Origin of the sequence: Zavarzinella formosa DSM 19928 (assembly GCF_000255705.1) — a bacterium.
Lineage (GTDB): Bacteria > Planctomycetota > Planctomycetia > Gemmatales > Gemmataceae > Zavarzinella > Zavarzinella formosa.
The window spans coordinates 202,551-221,356 of record NZ_JH636444.1 but is presented as its reverse complement, the minus strand read 5'-3'; the positions used below and the strand labels follow the sequence as shown (position 1 = coordinate 221,356).

The window sequence follows — 18,806 nt, the reverse complement described above, 5'->3', positions numbered from 1 at the left end:
GCAATTTCTCAAAACGGAAGTGCCGACTGATCGGCCTACCGAATTGTTGCCCGATTGGGTTGTCGCCAAAGTGTTCAAAAACAAAGGATCACTTGTCGCGGAACCGTCAAAAGGCAAGCGACCGCCAACCTTCGATTTTTTGCTCCGAACCGGCTTCAAAACGGATGATGCTTCACAATGGTTCGGGCTGGTGGTTCACGGTACACTTTCTTTCAACTCCACACGTTCCGGGTTTCGTGCCATGCGGCTCTCCCTTGTCTGCCTTTTCCTGACAGTCCTCGGTGTTCGGGCGGAAGAAAAACCAATTCCGCAGGAATGGGAATATGCCGACGCCATGAAAAAAGTGGCCGCCAAGTTCACGGGCAAACCCGGCGTGGTGTTGCACATCGGCGATTCGATCACTTATGCGAATCCCTACAGTGCGTGGGCCAAAGGGGGCGAGGGAAAATCAGATGCGGACAAGGCGATTTTGAAGTGGCTGCACACCGGGGAGAAGAACAATCTCGACGGCTGGCATCTCGCCTCCTTCGACCATCCGAACGGCGGCCGCTCTTACACGGCATGCAGCGGAATGCGGTTGGACGAATTGTTGGCGGGAGGAAAACAGAAAATGCCTCCCCTCGAAAAACTGCTGACGCAATATTCCCCGCAAGCCGTCGTTTTGATGATCGGCACCAACGACGCAACCGGGGATCGCCGGCCGAAAGACTTTATCGCTGATTTTGCCAAGGCCGTGGATGTCATTTTGGCCAACAACACGGTTCCCATCGTCTCGACCATCCCGCCGCATGTGAACAAGTTTCAAACGGCGAAGGAATACAACGAAGCCATCCGCATCTTGGCGAAGGAAAAACAACTCCCGCTGATTGACTATGAGAAGGAAATTGTGACTCGTCGCCCCGACGAATGGAACGGAACCCTGATGGGCGAAGGCGACGTTCATCCGTCCGGTGATTTTCGGGGAACGAAAGTCAATTCCGAACCGACGGCCCAAAACCTCAAAAACAGCGGGTATTTGCTGCGTGGCTGGCTTTCCGTCAAAAAGATTGCCGAAGTCAAAACCACCGTATTTGACTTGTTGACTTCATCCAAGAAACCAGAGGAGACTCCCAAAGGCAAACCCGTGCGGTTGCCAGTGCTGCGTGACACGTGGATTTCCTCAGTGAACGGTGAGGAAGATGGTTCCAACGGCGGGGCGGGCCGGTTGAAGTTGAAGTCGTATCAGGAGTTTTCCCTCGTTGACATCGATCCGACTCCGCTGAAAGGAAAGAAACTTCACGCAGCCTATTTGCATGTCAAACTGGCCGGTCCGGAACGACTCGGCCGGGTGGGGATCAGTTCCCTCTCGGCCGAGTTTGTCGAAGGGAAAAGCACCGGTTATGCCAAAGAAGCGGGGGCAAGCACTTTTCGACACCGACAGCACCCGGACACGCCTTGGGCCTATCCGGGAAGCGACATCTGTGCCGTGATGTTCGGCGAAGGAGGCTCCATCTGGGGCAATGCGGACGCCAGCGAACCGGATGATGACGGCTGGCATCGCATTCCGGTAAACCTTGATGTGATCCGGGCCAGAACCGCCGGGGCCTCTCATGGATTTGTCTTGTTCGACGACACTGGCTCCGAGTGGTCCCGCGAAGGCGAAAAGGTCAGCTTCAAGCACTTTCCGAATCGTTTCATCCACAGCCGCGAATCCGGGCCAAAAAACGCTCCGTATTTCGAGGTGTTTGTTGGCGAAAATGATCTGGAGTCCGCACCCGCAGTGGAAAACCTGAAAGCATTTTCCAGCGATGAAGACCTTGTTGGCGAAAAGTGGATACGCTGGCGTTTGGCCAAACAACATGATGACCAATTCGTCTCGTTTGATCTGCTTCTTGATGGCAAGTCTGTCCCTCGTTATCTCTGCAGCCCTCCGCTGCGTTCCAAAAGCGTCGAGTCTGTCTTTCAGTTGCGGGACATGAACTTGCGGGCCGGGCAAGAAGTGAGTCTGTCTGTGACAGCCGTTGCTGGTAACGGTTCACGGGGCGAATCAAAAGAGATTCATTTCAAAGTCGGATCTCGCGTTCCAAAACCGTTTCCCGGTCAGTCGGTTGCTTATTCCAAAGTCACCGGCGAACTTCCAAACCTTGGCAAAACTCCGGTGGCCGTGATCGACGAACTGGACAAGGTTGATCCGGTCACCGGGAAGATCATCCCCGATCAGCCCGCCGACTACCTCGCGGCCAATCACCTGTGGAATGCCAAAAACAACCAGATCACATTGCAAGCGGCCAAAGCGGAGATCATTGCCTTTCAGGTGGCGTTTCGCGGGCCGGTCAACAATCTGAAACCCACATTGAGTTTCCCAACCATTCCGAAAGCGGACATCCGTTTCAGCCAATATCAATCGGTGGAGTCAAAAGCCGGTCCTCTGCCCGACCCGATTCTTCCGCTCAACGGTTTCATGTCCGTCCCTTCCTCCGCACTTCGACCCAAAGAACTATACGGAAGTCTGCATGTTGAAGCGTGGACTCCCAGAGACACCAAACCTGGCGTTCATCCGGGAACATTGATCTTGGCGACAGGCGAAGAAAAACTGGAAATCCCGGTCAGTCTCACCGTCTGGGACTTTGAAATGCCGGACAAACTGAGCTTTCTGCCCGAGATGAACGGGTATGGTCTCCCGGCCGATGAACATGGATATTACCGGCTGGCCCATCGACACCGGACGGTCGTGAACATTGTGCCTTATTCGCAGCGCGGCGAGGTCAGCGAGGGATGGGCGCCAAGCGTCATTGATGGCAAACTTGATTTCAAAGAATGGGATGAACGATTCGGCCCCTATTTTGACGGCTCCGCGTTTAAGGATCTTCCCCGTTCCGGCGTGCCGCTGGAGTGCTTTTATTTGCCGCTCCACGAGAACTGGCCCCTGCCCATCAACGAGCATTACAACGGCAGTTATTGGGCCGACGAAGCCTTCACCAAGGAATATCGGGCGGCCTTCGTGTCCGCCAGTCGGCAGTTTGCCTCTCATATTGACGAGAAAAACTGGCAAACCACTCTGTTCCAATGCTTTCTGAATAACAAAGTCGATTACAAACGCAACGGCTGGTCTCGGGCGTCATCCCCCTGGCTGCTTGACGAGCCAGCCGGTTTTCAAGATTTCTGGGCGTTGAAATACTTTTCCGACGCCATGCACGAAGGCCGGGACTTGCCTGGCCGACTCTCACCGAGAAATTTCGTCTTCCGCGCCGACATCTCCCGACCCATGTGGCAACGTGATTCTCTTAACGCCGGTTTGGATTACAACGTCGTGAACGGCGACTGGCGACGATATCGGCGAATGGTTCTGGAACGGCAAAAAGCGAACCAAAAGATTATCGAATACGGCAGCGCCAACGACATTGAATCGTCGAATATGCAGCCGGTGGGATGGTGCATCGACGCTTGGCGGCTTGGCGCAAACGGCGTCCTCCCCTGGCTCGCCATCGGCACCGCTGACGCATGGAAAAAAGCCGAAGCCACCTGTTTGATTTACCCGCCGCGCGCCGGGGAAAAGGAACCGACTCCCTCGATCCGGCTCAAGGCATTTCGGCGCGGTCAACAAGATGTGGAATACCTCTGCGAACTCGCCCGCGTGACGGAACAACCCCCCGAGGAAATTGGAGAACAGATTCCCAAGGAATTACAACTCACCGCAAAGAAAGAAGGAACCGGAGTCTCCGACGAAGATGCCGGTGTTTTCAAATATTCGGGCCTGAAACCGCAGGACGTATGGGCGCTTCGGACGCGGATCGGAAAAGTAATCAGTGACTTGAATGTGAAAAAATGACCGGAAGTTTTGGCCGGTTATTTACAATCCGGCCGCTGTCCGCAATTCATGGACGGCCTTTTGTGTTGCGTTCACGACAGCGGCTTCCCAATTCGTCTCGTCCGGTTTGAAGGGAAACGTGATCCCGCGAGAACTGTTCACGATGGCGCCCAAACCATTCTTGTCAAAAGCGGCGGCCACGTCACTCGCGCTTCCGCCTTGGGCACCGTACCCCGGAACAAGGAACCAGACACCGGGCATCTTTTCACGCAACTCGGCCAATTCCTTCGGCTGAGTCGCCCCGACAACGGCCCCGCAATCGCCGTATCCGTTCGCCGACAGGTTTTCTCCGTTCCACTTGCTCACCTCGTCCGCAACGACTTGGTAGAGTTTCTTGCCGCCGCAATCAAGCTCTTGGAACAACCCGCTGCCGGGGTTGCTCGTTCGCACGAGGATGAACAGCCCCCCGGCCGATTGGCGGGCCGTGCTGATGAACGGTTCCACGGCGTCCCGGCCGAGGTATGGGTTCACCGTGAGTGCGTCCGCGTTCCACACGGGAAGCACTCTCCCCTCATGAGGCGTTCCGGCAAAGGCCGCCTCCGCATAAGCTCCGGCCGTGGAGGCGATGTCCCCGCGTTTTGAGTCCAGAATGACGACAAGACCGAGTTGTTTCGCTTTGGCGATCACCGTTTGCAAAACTGCCAGGCCGGCCGGGCCGCATGCCTCGAAGAAGGCGCTTTGCGGCTTCACCACCGGCGCCAAACCGGCCACCAAGTCGAGAATCTTGAGACAGAATTCCCGATAGGCGGCCGCCACTCCATTCAGCGTGCCATCTTCGTGACGAGTGCGGATCAATCTCGGGAGCGATTCCCAACGCGGGTCCAATCCGACACACAACGGCGTGCGCTTTGATCGGACGGCATCGGCCAGACGTTCGGCAAAAGGGATCATGGGATTTCCATCGTCTTCAAACGAGAAAACCCACCGCATCTACGGTGGGTTCGCATACATCACCTTCCGAAATTACTTGCCGGCGGTGAAACTTTCGAGTTCCAGCGTGGCTTCTTGCGTGCCGAGGCTGAACTTCAATTTCACGATGCCGACATCCTTGGCGAACCAGTATTCCACCGAGGTCTTCGTGCTGCCGATTTCCATGTCTTCGGTCTTCACGTAGAGCGTTTCGTATTCCTTGTCCTTGACTTTCACCTTCGCCTCGTCAACCTTGAAGGTTCCCTTCACGGTCTGGCCGGAAACTTTCGTGTCCACGGTCCACGTGTCGCCCTTTTTGGCGTCAGCCTTCAGGAACAGGATCGGCGTGTCAGCCGTGATGCCGTTGACGACAAAACGTTGAACGCCTTCTTTCGTCACGCCGACCGTTTCGCTGGAGGAGGGCTTGCCACCGACGGAAGTTTCAAGTTTGTAGCAGTTCGTGTCCTTGATCTTTTCCGTCCCGACCACCTTCACCTTCACCGGACCGCCCTGAACGGCATACGACCACTCATTGTCCTTTTTCAGGGGATAGTATGGGTTCGTGACGACGGCGTCCTGGGCCATGCCACTGATGGTGACAATCAGGGTAACCGCCAACGCCAATCCGGTCCAACGCATCATTGTGTGTCTCCAAACTTTCAGTTATTAGTCTTACGTCGCCAGTATAGTCATGGTTTGCCGGGAGCCAACGGGGCAGCCTTTGGACCCGCTTCCCCGATGAGCAGTGTTCCATCCCCCAAGGGAATGAGCAGATGTCGTTCATCAAGCGGAACGGCCCCTCCGGCCACTGCGTGCGGGCCGGGCAGCTTAAAGATGGGTTCTGACAAATCCCCGGTCGTCAGGTTCAGCCGACGAACGTCGCCCGATTGGTCCGTCAGCAGGAATTGATTAGGATTTTCCCGAACCTGCCCAACCACCGGCTTGGCAAACGCCGGGGACTTCCAGACGGGTGTTTCTTGGTCGATCTTCAACGCATAAGCACAACGATTGCCAATCACGACGAATGAAGCCGGTGATCCGGCAGGCAGCGGAATGATCGAATGAATTCGCTCGTTAACCGGCAAAAGAATCTCTTTGCCAGTTACGTGCCAGACACGGCTCGGGGTTAAAGTCGGGCTGAATTGGTCCGCGTCCCAAAGGACCAAGTTCCCGGCGTTGTCGATGGTGATCGCGCGATTCGGCGAACCGGGCAGCGAGAATGGCTTCACGCGGATTTTATCACGCAATGACAGCCGCCCGCGTGATTCAAACCGCTTGTTGGCTGTCGCCCAACGCCAGCGTATGATTGCTTTGTTCCCGTCAGTCGCCAGAAAATCCTCATCGGTCATCGGGGTCAAAAAACAGGTGGTGGAATTCGGAAGCTGGTTGCCCCGCCAAGTTGGCCCCATTTCTAAAGTCCGGCCTTCGCCGATGGTGATTCGATAGAGGCTCCCGTTGTCCATCGGCAACACCAGCGAACGACCCACCACCACCGGTTGACCGGCGAGACGGCCCGGAGCCGGGACCAATTGTTCTGAAACCTTGGCTCCGTCGAACACTCGCAACAAAAACCGCCGAGTCGGCGGAGAATCGCTTTCCATCAGGGTGATGGCCGTGCCATCAGGACCGTCGAGAAAGCCAGTCAACGAGCGGAACCCGGTGGCCGGGGCGGCGATCAACCAGCGATCATTGACATCCACCAGCCAGACTGGCTTGCGATCCTCTATCAAAGATTTGACATCCAATTTGGTCATGCCTCCACCTTGATCGAGCCAGACCAGATCATCCCCGCGTCGGAAGGCTTCTCCCTTCGCCAACAGCCCGAGTTCTCGCTGCCAGAGGAGTTGGCCGGTCACTGAGTCAACGGCCGTGGCCAAGTGCGAACTTCCCTCGTGAGTGAACACGACCATCATGTCCCGGCGGGCATTCAATTGAGGCGATTGGACAGGTTCTCCGACGAACAACCCTTTGCCAACGGGCATCAGCCGCACACCATCCCGGCCGGTGAAGCCGGAACGGAATTGGCGTAATTGATTGTCAAACAACACCCAATAATTCACTTCATCGGCCATCACCAATTGCGCCGCCGACTCGGAGCGAGGTTTGCCAATCTCCGAATTGTTCCCCGGCAGCGGGAACAACGTCAGATCCTTGTTACCAGTCAACCCGAGGCCAAGCAACATTAACTGACGTTGATCGGTGACAAGGGCGATCTTCTCTCCATCGCAATACACCGGGAAACGAGACCAACCGGGGACGGCAATTTCCGTCGGCGGTCCGGAGGAATCGACGCCACCGTTTTCCACATCCACAAAGGGACAGGCCCGAAGCGCCATTTGATCCAGCCCGGTGGTCATGCACGCAAGCAAGTGTCGCGGGCCGGGATTGTCCGGCTCCGGGTTGGCGAAGAACGGAATCCCCTGCAATGTGCCGGGGGCGTGTTTGGTGGAAACGACCCCGATGCGGGCCGGATCAAGATGTTCGCTGTTCGGCCCGCGTCGGTCAACATCGAACACATAGACGCTGGCCGACTCGGCGGGGATGAACAATTGGCTGGTTCCCGGCCGGAGAACAAGCGGGCCGCCGATCATCCGTCCAAGTTGAATTTTCCCCTTCAATTCCCCCGTCGCCGCGACGATTTCCAAAATCGTCCCCTGCCCGTCCGCAAGCGGAACATACAGATCCGGCCCCACGATGACCGGCTGTCCCCCGCACGGGGCCGGAAGCGGTTGATACCACATTGAAAGCCCGTTGCGGAAATGCCGAGCGTGCAACCCGGCTTGGCCGCCTTCCATCGACGGCACCACGGCCAGTTCCGGGGTGGCCTCGGAGCCGGGAACCCGAGTCGCGGGAATGTGACTGTCGATTCCCGTGCGCATGGCCCACAACACATGCCCGTCCGACTCGTCAAGAGCGTACAGGATACCCCGAGCGAGCGCGAAAAACGTCGTCGGCGTTCCCTTGACGGGCACACGAGGCCCGCGATCCAACCGGGGAGCGAATAAAAGACTGGCCATCCCGTCATCCGCCACCGCGACCGGCCGAACCGGCGGGTTGACTGGAATATACACTGCCTTCGCCCGGATCTTCTGCTCGGCCTCGCCGATGATTTTGAGATACCCGTCGTCTTTTTCAATTCCCCTGGCGGTGGCGGCTTGTCTGGCCCTCTGCAAACTCTCGTCATCCGGTTCGGTGAGCAGGCCGTGGATATCCTTCAAAGCGTCGGCCCGGACACGGGAACCATCGATCTTTTGCCGCAAGGCGACGAGTTCCCGCGTGACGCTCTCAGGCTTCGGGGCATCGTCGGGCCGGAAGCGTTCAAGCATGGCTTCGATCCGGGTCGCTTCCTGAAGCCATTTGTCACTGTCAGCCGGATCGTCCCGGTTGAAGACATCATTGCCTTTGGACAACGTGTCTTCAACCAACTTCGTGCCGGTCTGCCAGATGTCGATGCCGAAACGATTTTTCTCGGCAAACGGGGCCAACGCCGGATCGGCAATCAATCCTTGGAACTGATCCCATTGCCCGATGGCCGGGGCCGGATCAGTTTTGTTCATCACCGAGCCGACGGCATTACGCAATCCGGCCAATGGCCCGAAAAACCGGGCTTCGGTTGCTTTGGGATGATCGGGGTATTCCTTCGCCAGTTGATCGAACAGACGCCGGGATTGATCGTAATGGGTGTCGTCGTATTCCTTTTTCCCGGCGGCATACAACCGTTCCGGGGCAAAGTCGAGATACTGCTTGAGGAAGAACCCGCCGACCGCGACACAACAGAGGGTGAAAACAATCAACCCGGCCAAAATCCGGCCACGATGCTTCTTGACCGGTTTTGGGATGGCTTGGCGTGTGTAGTTGGTAGTTGGCGGGGCTGGAAGATCAATTTCACGAGACGGCTCTCGCTTGGCCCCCGGCAATTCCATGTCCGGGGACCATTTCATTTCCGTTGGCCCGTCCGTTGCCAGCGGAAATGTCTCACGGGTCACTTGGTCCGGGTCAGGAGTCCATTTTCGTTCGGTTGGCGCGGATTTTTCGATTTTGCCGACAAGAGGCTTGGCCGATGATCCTTCGACAACTTGCACGAAATCAGAGATTGAACCGCTGCGATAATTCGTTTCAGGAAGATCAGCCCGTGGCCGGGTGTTATTCCCGCCTTCCGGCGGTTTGGCCTCCGGAACGGGTTTAAAGGTGAGTTTGGAGGCGTTGGCGGTCACCACAAAAACGGTTTTGCAGAACGGACAACGCATGGACTGGCCGAGGAGCGATTCCTGCAATTGGAAGCGGTTCTCACACTCGGGGCAGACGGCGTTGATCGGCACGGCCAAGGTCCGGGTTGCGGGAATCCTTCATGAACGATTGTACCGAAGCGGTCGAACTTCGGAACATGGAAACTCATTCGACCGGATGATTTGCCCGACTTCGCCGAAACGGATACGATTGAAGTATCTCCTCCCGTTCGAGAAGGAACAAACTGATGACGCCGTTGGAATGGTTGGCGAAGAACCACGAAGGGATCGTGCGCGGGCTGGCTGATTTGGTGGCCATCCCCAGCATCAGTACGGACGGAGAACACGGCCACGAGATCGAGCGGACAGCCAATCTCACCTGCCAGCAGATGCGGGAGGCCGGCCTCCAAAACGTGGAAGTGTTGAAAGTCGGCGGCTCACTGCCTTACGCCTATGGGGAATGGTGCGACGCGCCCGGCAAACCAACCGTCTTCCTGTACGCCCATCACGACGTTCAACCGATCAACTACCGCGAACAATGGCTATCTGACCCCTGGCACCTCACACGCCGGGACGGCCGGTTATTCGCCCGTGGATCGGCCGACGACAAGGGGGCCATCAGCGCCCAACTGGCGGCCATCGCGGCCTATCTGAAGACCGAAGGTTCCCTGCCGGTCAATGTGAAAATGCTCGTTGAAGGCGAAGAGGAAGTCGGCTCGAAAAACCTGATGGCTTTCTTTGATCGTTACAAGGAAAAACTCAAATCCGATGTGATCGTCGTTTGCGACACCGAGAACATCGAAGTCGGCCTGCCGTGTATCACGTATTCTCTTCGCGGCATCGTTTCCGCAACTGTTGAAGTAAAAAGCGCTGATCTGCCGGTTCATAGTGGCATGGGGGGCGGGGCTTTGCCGGACGCCGCCATCGCGTTGAACGTGATCCTGAGCCGGTTGTTCTGGGACAATGGCCCGTTGCCGATTCCCGGTTATTACGACGAAGTGCGGCCCCTGACCGACAAAGAAAAAGCGGCCGTGCGGAAGTTGCCGGGTGATGAGGCCAAATGGCGAAAGGATTGCGCCGTTCTGCCGAACGCCCGGATGACGATGGAACCGGGGATGACCCCCTACGAGCAAACGTGGCGGCGCCCCGCTGTCACGGTGATCGCCCAGGAAGCGAGTTCGATCAAAGGGGCCTCCAACCAAGTGTTGCCGACGGCCCAAGCCATCGTCAGTTGCCGGATTGTGCCGGACCAACAGCCGAAGAAAGTGTTTGAAGACCTGAAAGCCCACCTGACGAAAGACCCGCCGTGGGGCGTGCAGGTGACGGTGAAGGAAAACAGTAAGCCGGTCGAATGGTGGATGACCGACCCGAACGGCCCCGCGTTTGAGGCGGCCCTCACCGCCTTGCGAAAAGGCTTTGACAAAGAGCCGGTGGCCATTGGTTGCGGGGGGACAATCGGGTTTGTTGGCCCGTTGTCCGAATTGTTCGGCGGCGCTCCGGCTCTGTTGCTCGGCATCGAAGATCCGGCCAGCAATGCCCACGCTCCGAACGAGAGTCTTCATGAGGGGGATTGGAAGAAGTTGATGGCTTCCCTCGTTCACCTCTTCGACAACCTCGGCAAAGTGGCGGGCGGCCGGGTGAAGTAAGCCCGTTCAGTTGGCGCCCAGCCGGGCCAGGGTAATCATCATGACATCGGGAAGCGAGGCGCCTCCCGCTTGCCGAATCATGTTGACGGTCTGGGCCACGGTGTATTGGGCATGGGTGCAGACATGGACGAGAATTTCAGCCCGCTTCGTGCCGAAACGGAGGCCGTGCCCGGAACTGGTGCTGACTTTGAAAACGGTCTCATCAAGTGATGTTTCGGTGAGACCGCTTAAGTAATCATCCCACCGTTTATCCAGAACGCCCCACTTTTGTTCCAATTCGGGAAAGCCTTTGATTCCCCCTTCACCGAGTTGATTTCCCGGCAAACGGCCGGGGATATCACCCGGCAAGGTGGCGTGTTCGTCTCCCTTCAACGCATCAAGCCAGACGTATTCCGCGGCATAGAGATGAAGAAGTGATTGCCAAACGGAACCTTGGCCGATGGCAAAAGGTTGACGGAGTTGCTCCTCCGTCAACGGCCGGACCGCGTTCAATAACCTCGCCGTCACCCATGCCCGGTGACGGTGCATCAGCCGAATCAACTCAGGGGCGTTCATCAAAAAATCTCCCGATCAATCATGAGGCGGTCGCCAGCCATTTGGCGAGAGCATCGGTTCCTTCTTCCAATTCACTGTTGGCGCTGGCATACGACATCCGGACAAATCCCTCGGCGCCGAACGCCGAGCCGGGGACCAAGTTCACATGGGCGTTCTCCAGACAGGCTTTGCTGAATGAGAACGAATCGGTGATCTTGACGCCGGAGATGGTTTTGCCGAAGTAGGAAGACACATCGAAGAAGACGTAAAACGCCCCCTCCGTCTTCGGGAAGGTGACCCCCGGAATCTTGCTCAGCTTGTCATAAACGAGGTTTCGCCGGACCTCGAATTGCTTTCGCATCTCTTCCACGCATTCTTGCGGTCCGTCCAAGGCGGCCAGCAAGGCGTATTGGCTCACGCTGGAGGGACAGCTTGTTTGCTGACTCTGCACGTTGCCCATCGCATCGACGAGAGGTTTCACGGCAATGGCCCAACCCATCCGCCAGCCGGTCATTGCGTAGCTTTTGCTCGCCCCGCTGATCGTGATGGTGCGTTCCCGCAGTTCGGGCTTCAACGCGGCGAAACACGTCGGCTTCGCAGTTCCGTAAACCAGTTGTTCGTAAATTTCATCGCTGAGGACGCTGACGTTCGTTTCGAGAATCACATCCGCGAGGGCGAGCAATTCCTCGCGGGAATAAACGGTTCCCGTCGGGTTGTTCGGCGAGTTAATCATCAGCAACTTGGTGCGGGGCGTGATGGCCGCCTTCAGTTGGGCGGGGGACATCTTGAAGCCGGAGGCGGCCGTCGTGGGGACGATCACCGGGACGGCTCCCGTCATGGCCACCAGGTCGCTATAACTCACCCAATACGGGGCGGGAATCACGACTTCATCGCCGGGATTCAGCGTCGCCGACAGGGTGTTGTGAATCGAGTGCTTGGCCCCGTTGGACACAATCACCATGTCCGGGGTGATGTCGAATTGGTGATACCGCTTGTACCACCGGCAGATGGCGGCCTTCAGTTCGGGGATGCCGTTGACCGGCGTATAGTGCGTGTGGCCGGCGGCCATCGCCTTGTCGGCGGCGTCGCAAATGTGCTGGGGCGTCGGGAAGTCCGGCTCGCCGATGCTGAAGTCAAACACCCGGATGCCGGCGGCTTTCATCTGTTTCGCCTTGGCCCCGGCGGCCAGAGTGGCGGATGGTTGAACGGACGCGGCCAGCTTCGAGATAAGGATCATGGTCCCAACGACTCCAGACAATCAGGGCGGGCGAATGTTGCTCATCGTATGACGCCCGCACCGTCCGAGAAGGTTCACGCATGCGGGTTGCCCAGTTCGTCCACCGATATCCCCCGGCCCGCGGCGGCGCGGAGGCTTGGATCGACCGCCTGAGCCGGGGGCTTGTCTCTCGTGGCGACGATGTCACCGTGTGGACGACGACGGCCATTGATCTGGAGGCGATGTGGAAACGTGGCTTCCGAGAATTACCCTTGGAAGAACGGATGGAGGACGGCGTCCGCGTCCGGCGATACCGGCTGTCGATGCGAATCCCCGGCCGGAAATATCTGCTGAAGGCGATGACCCTGATTCCCCATCGCCCCACCCAATTGAGAAACATCCCCAGTTCGCCGCAATCCCGCCGCATGTGGCAGGCCGTCCGACATGCCTCGACGGATGTTGATGTGATTCATGCTTGCGCGTTTCCCTACGGCGGCATCCTCGCCTCGGCATGGAAACTCGCCCGACGGTTGAACAAACCGCTGGTAATCACCCCGTTTTTGCATCTTGGCGACCCGGATGACCCGGATGATCCCCTCCGGCGGGCTTACACGATTCCAGCTCTGCGTTGGTTGCTCCATGAAGCCGACCATGTGTTGGTGCAAACGCCGACCGAACATCAAGCGGTTCTTGACATCGGCGTGCCAGCCCAACGAGTGACAATCCAAGGACTCGGCGTGGCCGAGATGGAATGCACCGGCGGGGATCGTCGGACAGCGCGCAACAAATGGAAGATTCCGCACTCCGCATTCGTCGTGGGGCATCTGGCCAATCAGAGCGTCGAGAAAGGGACGGTTGATCTTCTACGGGTGTTTCATCAAATCGCCCCCGGCCGGCCGGACATGCACTTGTTACTGGCCGGTTCCCGGATGCCGAACTTTTTGGAGGTGGAAAAGAGCCTTCACACGATTCCGCAAGTCCGGCAGCTTGGTGAGATCGATGAATTCGACAAACGGAATTTTTTTGCCGCGTGCGATGTGTTTTGCATGCCCTCCCGAAGCGACTCCTTCGGGTTGGTGTATCTCGAAGCGTGGGCAAACAAGCTGCCGGTGGTAGGCTACCGGGCTGGCGGTGTCGCCAACCTGATCCGGCATCGGGAAGACGGCTTGCTGGTCGAGTGCGGCGATTTGGATCAATTGGGGGGCGGGCTTATCGAATTGGCCGCCCGCCCGGAACGCCGGAAAAAGTGGGGCGAAAATGGTCACGCACGAATCGATCCCGAATTCCAATGGAGTGAAAAGATCGATCTCGTGCGGAAAACATTTCAGGATGTGATTTCACGCGCGGCCAAGGCTTGAATCTCCCCGACCGGCGTTTCATTCACATCCCGGATCACGACTTGGTTCCGAAACCGCCGGGACTGCTGCCGAACCGAAACCACCCGCAAAGCGAGGGCATTGCATTGGGGACAAGCCACGGATTCCAAGGCCTGCCCCTCGAAGAAATCGATTCGGCTTTGCAGCGGCCAAGTCCATTGGCATTGGGCACAAACAAGATGCGAACGATCCATTGTTCACTCAGTTGAATACTGGTTAATGTCGGGAACCAGCCTGGAAGTTGGCGGGGTTTCCGAAGCCCTGATAGCCCCGGCAAACCCACACATACCACTGAGCCGCCGCCCGATCCCCTTCGTGGTGGGTGACCACAACAGGGGGGTCCACTTGATCGAACGCGCCTTCCAAGGCAAATTCGACTCCGGGGACACCGACGAACACGAACGTCTTCCCTTGGAATTCTTGCGCGTCAGTCAAGGGATTGGGACGCCACCAATCGTACTGACTGTGACGATCACCCATTGCAAGACCTAACGAATAAACAGACGGGTGACCTTCGCAATAAAATCCCATTTCGCCCGGCAAATCCCACCGCAAACCCGCCAAAATCGGATCATCCTGCCCGGATTCCCGAAACTCTCGCCGGATTCGGTCAAGTTCGCCCGCCAGATGCTGCCAGCCTTTGAGGCGCGCAGCCGGGTCAAATTGGCGAATTCGGGTTGGTTTTTCGGGAGAGTCCGGCGGGAGGAATCGGGCAATCTGCCGCGTCATCCACCGGGATTCGTGAATGATAACCGTTCCGAGTCCACCGATAAACAAAAAAGTCCCGAGCAAGCCAAAAACCAATTGCCGACGCCTTCTTCCGGCCAGCGGCAAGGTTCGCCGGAGAAAATCAACCACCAACACTGTCCCGCCCACATAGGCCCCCGCAGGCCAATTCAACTGGATTGGGGCCTTCAGACTGACCACCGTGAACAGCGCCAGCGTGGGGACGCTCATCCACCAAAGGTAACTCAGCGGAGTTTCGACTCTCTGGCCGGGTCGATTGGCCCACATGGCTTGGAGACCAATCACAAACCAATAACCCAGCAACAACGCCGCCTGGCTGCCAACAAATTCAAACGGCCCCGCCCATCGAAGCCCTGCAGTTTGCGGCCCTCCAACCCCGGCCTGGCCAGCCACATGCCTAAATGTGACCCATTCGTGCGAACTGTTCCAAATGAGGATTGGCAAGGCGCTCAATGAGGCCATGAACACCATCAACCAGAAATTCATCGTGAGCAGCAACGAGCGACGAAGGGGATTGACGAGCAAAAACAGAACAAAAGAACCAAGCCAGACAGCCATCGTGTATTTGGCGAGGATGCCAAGGGCCGCCACAAACCCCGCGGCAAGCCACTTCCATCGCCGGTTGTCCCGCATGGCCTCAAAACCAAAAACCATCGCCCAAACCCAGCACGCCAGATACGGGGCGTCGATGGTCATGATGAGTGAAAAGGCGTTGACGGCTGGCATCACGGCCGCCAGGGCGGCACACCAAAATGCCAACCGGCCCGATTCCAAGGTAGATTGAGCAAGCCGGTAAATTCCCAACAAAAACAACCCGCCGCACAACGCCGCCGGGACACGGACGGCCGCCGTCATCGTGCCCTGCGCCGCTAGCGATATCCCGCCGAACAGTTCAACACTGCCGCGAATCAGCCAAGCGACCAATGGTCCCTTGCTGTAGTAGCTCCAGTCGAGATGTCGGGACCAATCCCAGTAATGGGCCTCGTCCGGCGCGAGATCGTAGGGACACCAGAAAAAAATGTAAGCGATGCGAAAGGCCGTCAGTAGTCCGACGAATAGAACGGTGAGCTTCGTGAAATTCCACGGGCGAACTTGCGAATGATGAATTGACGGCGCGATGCCAAAACTTGACAAAACGGTTGGTGACAACATGCCGACGGACTCCGGGATTCAACGAACAACCATCTTGTCGTTGAATCCGGCAATCCGGTCAAGCCCGGTTGGCTGGGCGGTTGGAATCGCCCTCCGTTATCCTAGTCTGCTCAATCGACGCCATAAGCCCCAACCGGGTTACCGTCACCGGCTTTGGCCAATGGATTGTTCTTGTCGTAGGTCAGGAACGGTTTTTTGGCGGGATCAGCCGGCAGATCCACCTCAATCTCGGCGGTCTCGAATAGCTGAACGAATCCCGGATCCATCCCCTTTTTCCGAAAATTCGAATTCGGCTTCCTTACGAAAAAAGCGAGGTTATTCGGATCCCCATCGGCAAACACAACTCTTCCGGAGTTCGCGAAGAAGTTGTATTCGACATTGATCTTGTTCGCCGGTTTTCGGATGGTGGCGGTGTCCGCAATCCGAATGCCCGCGTTCTTCAGCCCATAGAACGTGTTGTTTTTGATGGTGGCCTGCACTTCGACTTCATCGCGGAGTTTATGGAAGAGAATGCCATCGGCGGCTCCCCAAATCCGGTTGTTGTTCAAACTGACGCCGACCATGCTTCCATCAAAAATAATCGCCGCCTCCGCGTATGGCCCGCCAAACTGACAATCGCGAACGGTGATTTCCCGGTTGGCCGGACGGATGGCCGAAGCGGCCTTTGCCTGCGTCGGCGTCGAATCAAACCAGATGGCCGATTTTCCAACACCGCCACCCGATTCAGTGAACCGGCAACCCTTCAGCATGAAGGGTCGATTCGCATCGGCAATGCAATCCCGGAAAAACACATTGGCTGTCGTCGCGTCGGAACACTCGACATCCTCAATCATCCCGCCAACACAACGCCCTGTGATCCGGAGACCGTATTCGACGCGGTTGCCCCCTTGAAACGTGATGCCTGAAATCCGGACACCATCACAATTATGAATGCCCAAAAGGGCGTTTTGCGCGGGCTTCGCGGCGGCCGGAGCTTTCCAAACCACTCGCTTTCCTTCAGCGCTTGAAAGGGTCACATTGGCGGCCCTGTTTAATTCACCCAATTCCTCCCACTCATCATCGGCGATCACGATCTGATCGCCCTTGATTAGGTGAGTGGATGCCTCTTTCAAACTCGTGTAATGAAGCGGCATCCCGTTGGGAGACTTGGTGAGGACGATTTTCCTCGGCCCGCCATCCGGACCGGTGGCAACCGTGGTCGGTTTTGTGCTTCCTCCCCTGAACACGAAGAACAAAATGATCGCGGCGGCCAGCAAAATAACCCCGCCACCGGCGATCAAGGGAATGGGCAGCTTTGGCGGCGGCTTCCTGAGCTTGGTGGACGACTTCGGCTTCACCGGCGGTTTTGATCTGCCGGACGGGGCCGGTTTGTCGATCTTTTTGCCGGAACGGTCCTTTTTCGTGATTTGGGCGGCTTCACCCTTGATGGAATCTTCTGTTTCCGCGCCGATGGATTCCCAAACGGGTGTCCCCGGAACCGAATCAGGAACCGGCTCAATCACCGGCAGGGGCGGCGGTTTCTTCGCTGATTTCTGCGTGTCGGCATCGGCAACCGCCGAGCCGTTGGAACCAGAACCGGAACCTCCGATGGATGCGGTACTGGCGCGAAGCCGGTCACTTCCCGTCCCGGTGGCCGGTGTTCTCGGGGCGCTAGTCACCATCGTGCGGGAAGAGGCGGTGACGGTGGAAGAACCGCCAACGCCATTCATGGCCGCCGCGGAAAGCGTCGGCATCTCCTCATCCGGAGGCGGGCCGATGGGTGTTTGTGTGAACGGAAGAAGGGCGTCGGCCAAAGCCATCGGCGACTCGTAACGGTCATCCGGCTTTTTGGCCATCATCTTTTCGAGCACCCGAACCAGTTCGGGAGCCATGTCCTTGCGGTATTCCGTCACCGGCTTGGGAGAACGGGTCTGGTGCCAGAGCAACTTCTGGGCAACCGAGCCTTCCGCGAACGGGGGTTGCCCGGTCATCATGTAGTAGAAGGTTGCCCCAAGACTGTAGATGTCAGCCCGGCCGTCCACCGAATGGCTGTCGATTGCCTGTTCCGGGGCGAGATAATCGGCCGTTCCCAGTACGTTTTCATCGTACTTCTTGGTCAACATGTCCTGATCGTCGTTGAAGAACCTCGCCAGACCAAGGTCGAGAATCTTGACGACTCCCTGCCGGTCCACAAGGATGTTCGCCGGTTTGATGTCCCGGTGGATCAGGCCGTTTTCATGGGCATTGTGGAGGCCGATGGCCGACCAGTAAATGTAATGGGCCGCCCGCGTGGGGTCCATCGGCCCGGTTTTGCGGATGATGTCGTGGAGGCTGGCGCCGTCCACATATTCCATGACGAGGAAGTGAAGATTGTCGTCTTGGTCAATGTCGTAGGCGCGGACGATGTTTTGATGATCGAGCGCCGCGACCGCACGGGCTTCGCGGTAGAAACGCTCCAGTGACGACGGATCCGTGGCCTTGGCGGTCGGAAGGACCTTCACGGCCACCCGGCGGCGCATCAGCTTGTGTTCGCAGAGGAAGACCTGCCCCATGCCACCGGAACCAAGGCGTTCCAGCACCTTGTACTTTCCGATGTTGAATCGCTTCCAGCGACCCTGGAGGAATTGCTCCGCCTGGAAATAGGTGAGCAGGCCATCACGGACGAACAGTCCGGCGATGGAGTTGAGATCCTTGGAGCCGTCGCCTGATTCCCTCAGCTTTTGAATGTAAGCGGAGACTCGGCTGTCATCCAACACGGCGCTTTTACGGATCAACTCGACGAATTCTTCAACCGTCGTGGGAGCTGGCATCGGCCCACCTACTGTCGGCTGCTACTGTTGCCGAACTAGACTTGACCGCGGAACACGGGGACTGCCACGGAACCAGTTTTTTCAGACGGGAGGCAGTATGTTTGATCACTCTCGTCAAAATCTTATAGTTCACGCACTCCGTTCCGGTGGGAAAGGAGTTGTGAATTTTGGGCAAAGTCTTTTGATTAAAAGCATGACCTAATCCGGCGACACCGGAACATACCCGGCATCTGCATCTGGATTACCATGATACACATCGATTGGCCACGGAAAAATCCCCCGGTTCGAGAACCATCGGAATTCTGGACATCTCACTTGATCGCATTGAACTTGTTTCAAAGACAGTCATAATGACGAAACGGCG

10 protein-coding genes are annotated in these 18,806 nt (G+C 57.4%); 3 read left to right on the top strand and 7 right to left on the bottom strand.

The features are described 5' to 3' along the window. Positions 1–241 precede the first annotated feature (241 nt). Positions 242–3,808, top strand: coding sequence for a GDSL-type esterase/lipase family protein (locus BGIM_RS0129745; RefSeq protein ID WP_157369519.1), 3,567 nt, complete (start codon positions 242–244; stop codon positions 3,806–3,808). Between the two features lie 21 nt (positions 3,809–3,829). Here BGIM_RS0129745 and pyrF read toward each other — a convergent pair whose 3' ends face one another. The 3 genes from pyrF to BGIM_RS0129730 form a co-directional block, all read right to left on the bottom strand. Beyond that, a complete protein-coding gene (gene pyrF / locus BGIM_RS0129740) occupies positions 3,830–4,738 on the bottom strand; it encodes an orotidine-5'-phosphate decarboxylase (protein ID WP_029630834.1) in 909 nt (302 codons plus the stop codon). Positions 4,739–4,810: 72 nt separating this feature from the next. After that, positions 4,811–5,398 (bottom strand): hypothetical protein, encoded by a 588-nt coding sequence (locus BGIM_RS0129735; protein WP_020473334.1) that lies wholly within the window; start codon positions 5,396–5,398, stop codon positions 4,811–4,813. Between the two features lie 47 nt (positions 5,399–5,445). Next, entirely contained in the window at positions 5,446–9,075 is a 3,630-nt protein-coding gene (locus BGIM_RS0129730) for a PQQ-binding-like beta-propeller repeat protein (RefSeq protein WP_157369518.1), read from the bottom strand. Positions 9,076–9,230: 155 nt separating this feature from the next. On the opposite strand from BGIM_RS0129730, the gene BGIM_RS0129725 reads away from it, so the two are divergent. Further along, entirely contained in the window at positions 9,231–10,628 is a 1,398-nt protein-coding gene (locus BGIM_RS0129725) for a M20/M25/M40 family metallo-hydrolase (protein ID WP_020473332.1), read from the top strand. A 6-nt stretch (positions 10,629–10,634) separates the two neighbouring features. On the opposite strand, the gene BGIM_RS0129720 is transcribed toward BGIM_RS0129725, so the two are convergent. Together BGIM_RS0129720 and BGIM_RS0129715 are read right to left on the bottom strand one after the other, a co-directional pair. Continuing rightward, positions 10,635–11,183, bottom strand: a complete 549-nt coding sequence (locus tag BGIM_RS0129720) for a DinB family protein (protein ID WP_020473331.1) — start codon at positions 11,181–11,183, stop codon at positions 10,635–10,637. 19 nt (positions 11,184–11,202) lie between these two features. Continuing rightward, a complete protein-coding gene (locus BGIM_RS0129715; protein WP_020473330.1) occupies positions 11,203–12,399 on the bottom strand; it encodes a pyridoxal phosphate-dependent aminotransferase in 1,197 nt (398 codons plus the stop codon). An 80-nt stretch (positions 12,400–12,479) separates the two neighbouring features. On the opposite strand from BGIM_RS0129715, the gene BGIM_RS0129710 reads away from it, so the two are divergent. Further along, complete coding sequence (locus BGIM_RS0129710; RefSeq protein ID WP_020473329.1) at positions 12,480–13,736, top strand: glycosyltransferase family 4 protein; 1,257 nt, start codon at positions 12,480–12,482, stop codon at positions 13,734–13,736. 234 nt (positions 13,737–13,970) lie between these two features. Here the strand turns inward: BGIM_RS0129710 and BGIM_RS0129700 are convergent, their stop codons facing one another. Together BGIM_RS0129700 and BGIM_RS58505 are read right to left on the bottom strand one after the other, a co-directional pair. Beyond that, the gene (locus BGIM_RS0129700) at positions 13,971–15,653 is read right to left on the bottom strand and encodes a glycosyltransferase family 39 protein (RefSeq protein WP_020473327.1); all 1,683 of its coding nucleotides are present in this window, start codon (positions 15,651–15,653) and stop codon (positions 13,971–13,973) included. A 110-nt stretch (positions 15,654–15,763) separates the two neighbouring features. Further along, positions 15,764–18,442, bottom strand: a complete 2,679-nt coding sequence (locus BGIM_RS58505) for a serine/threonine protein kinase (protein ID WP_020473326.1) — start codon at positions 18,440–18,442, stop codon at positions 15,764–15,766. Between the last annotated feature and the right edge of the window lie 364 nt (positions 18,443–18,806).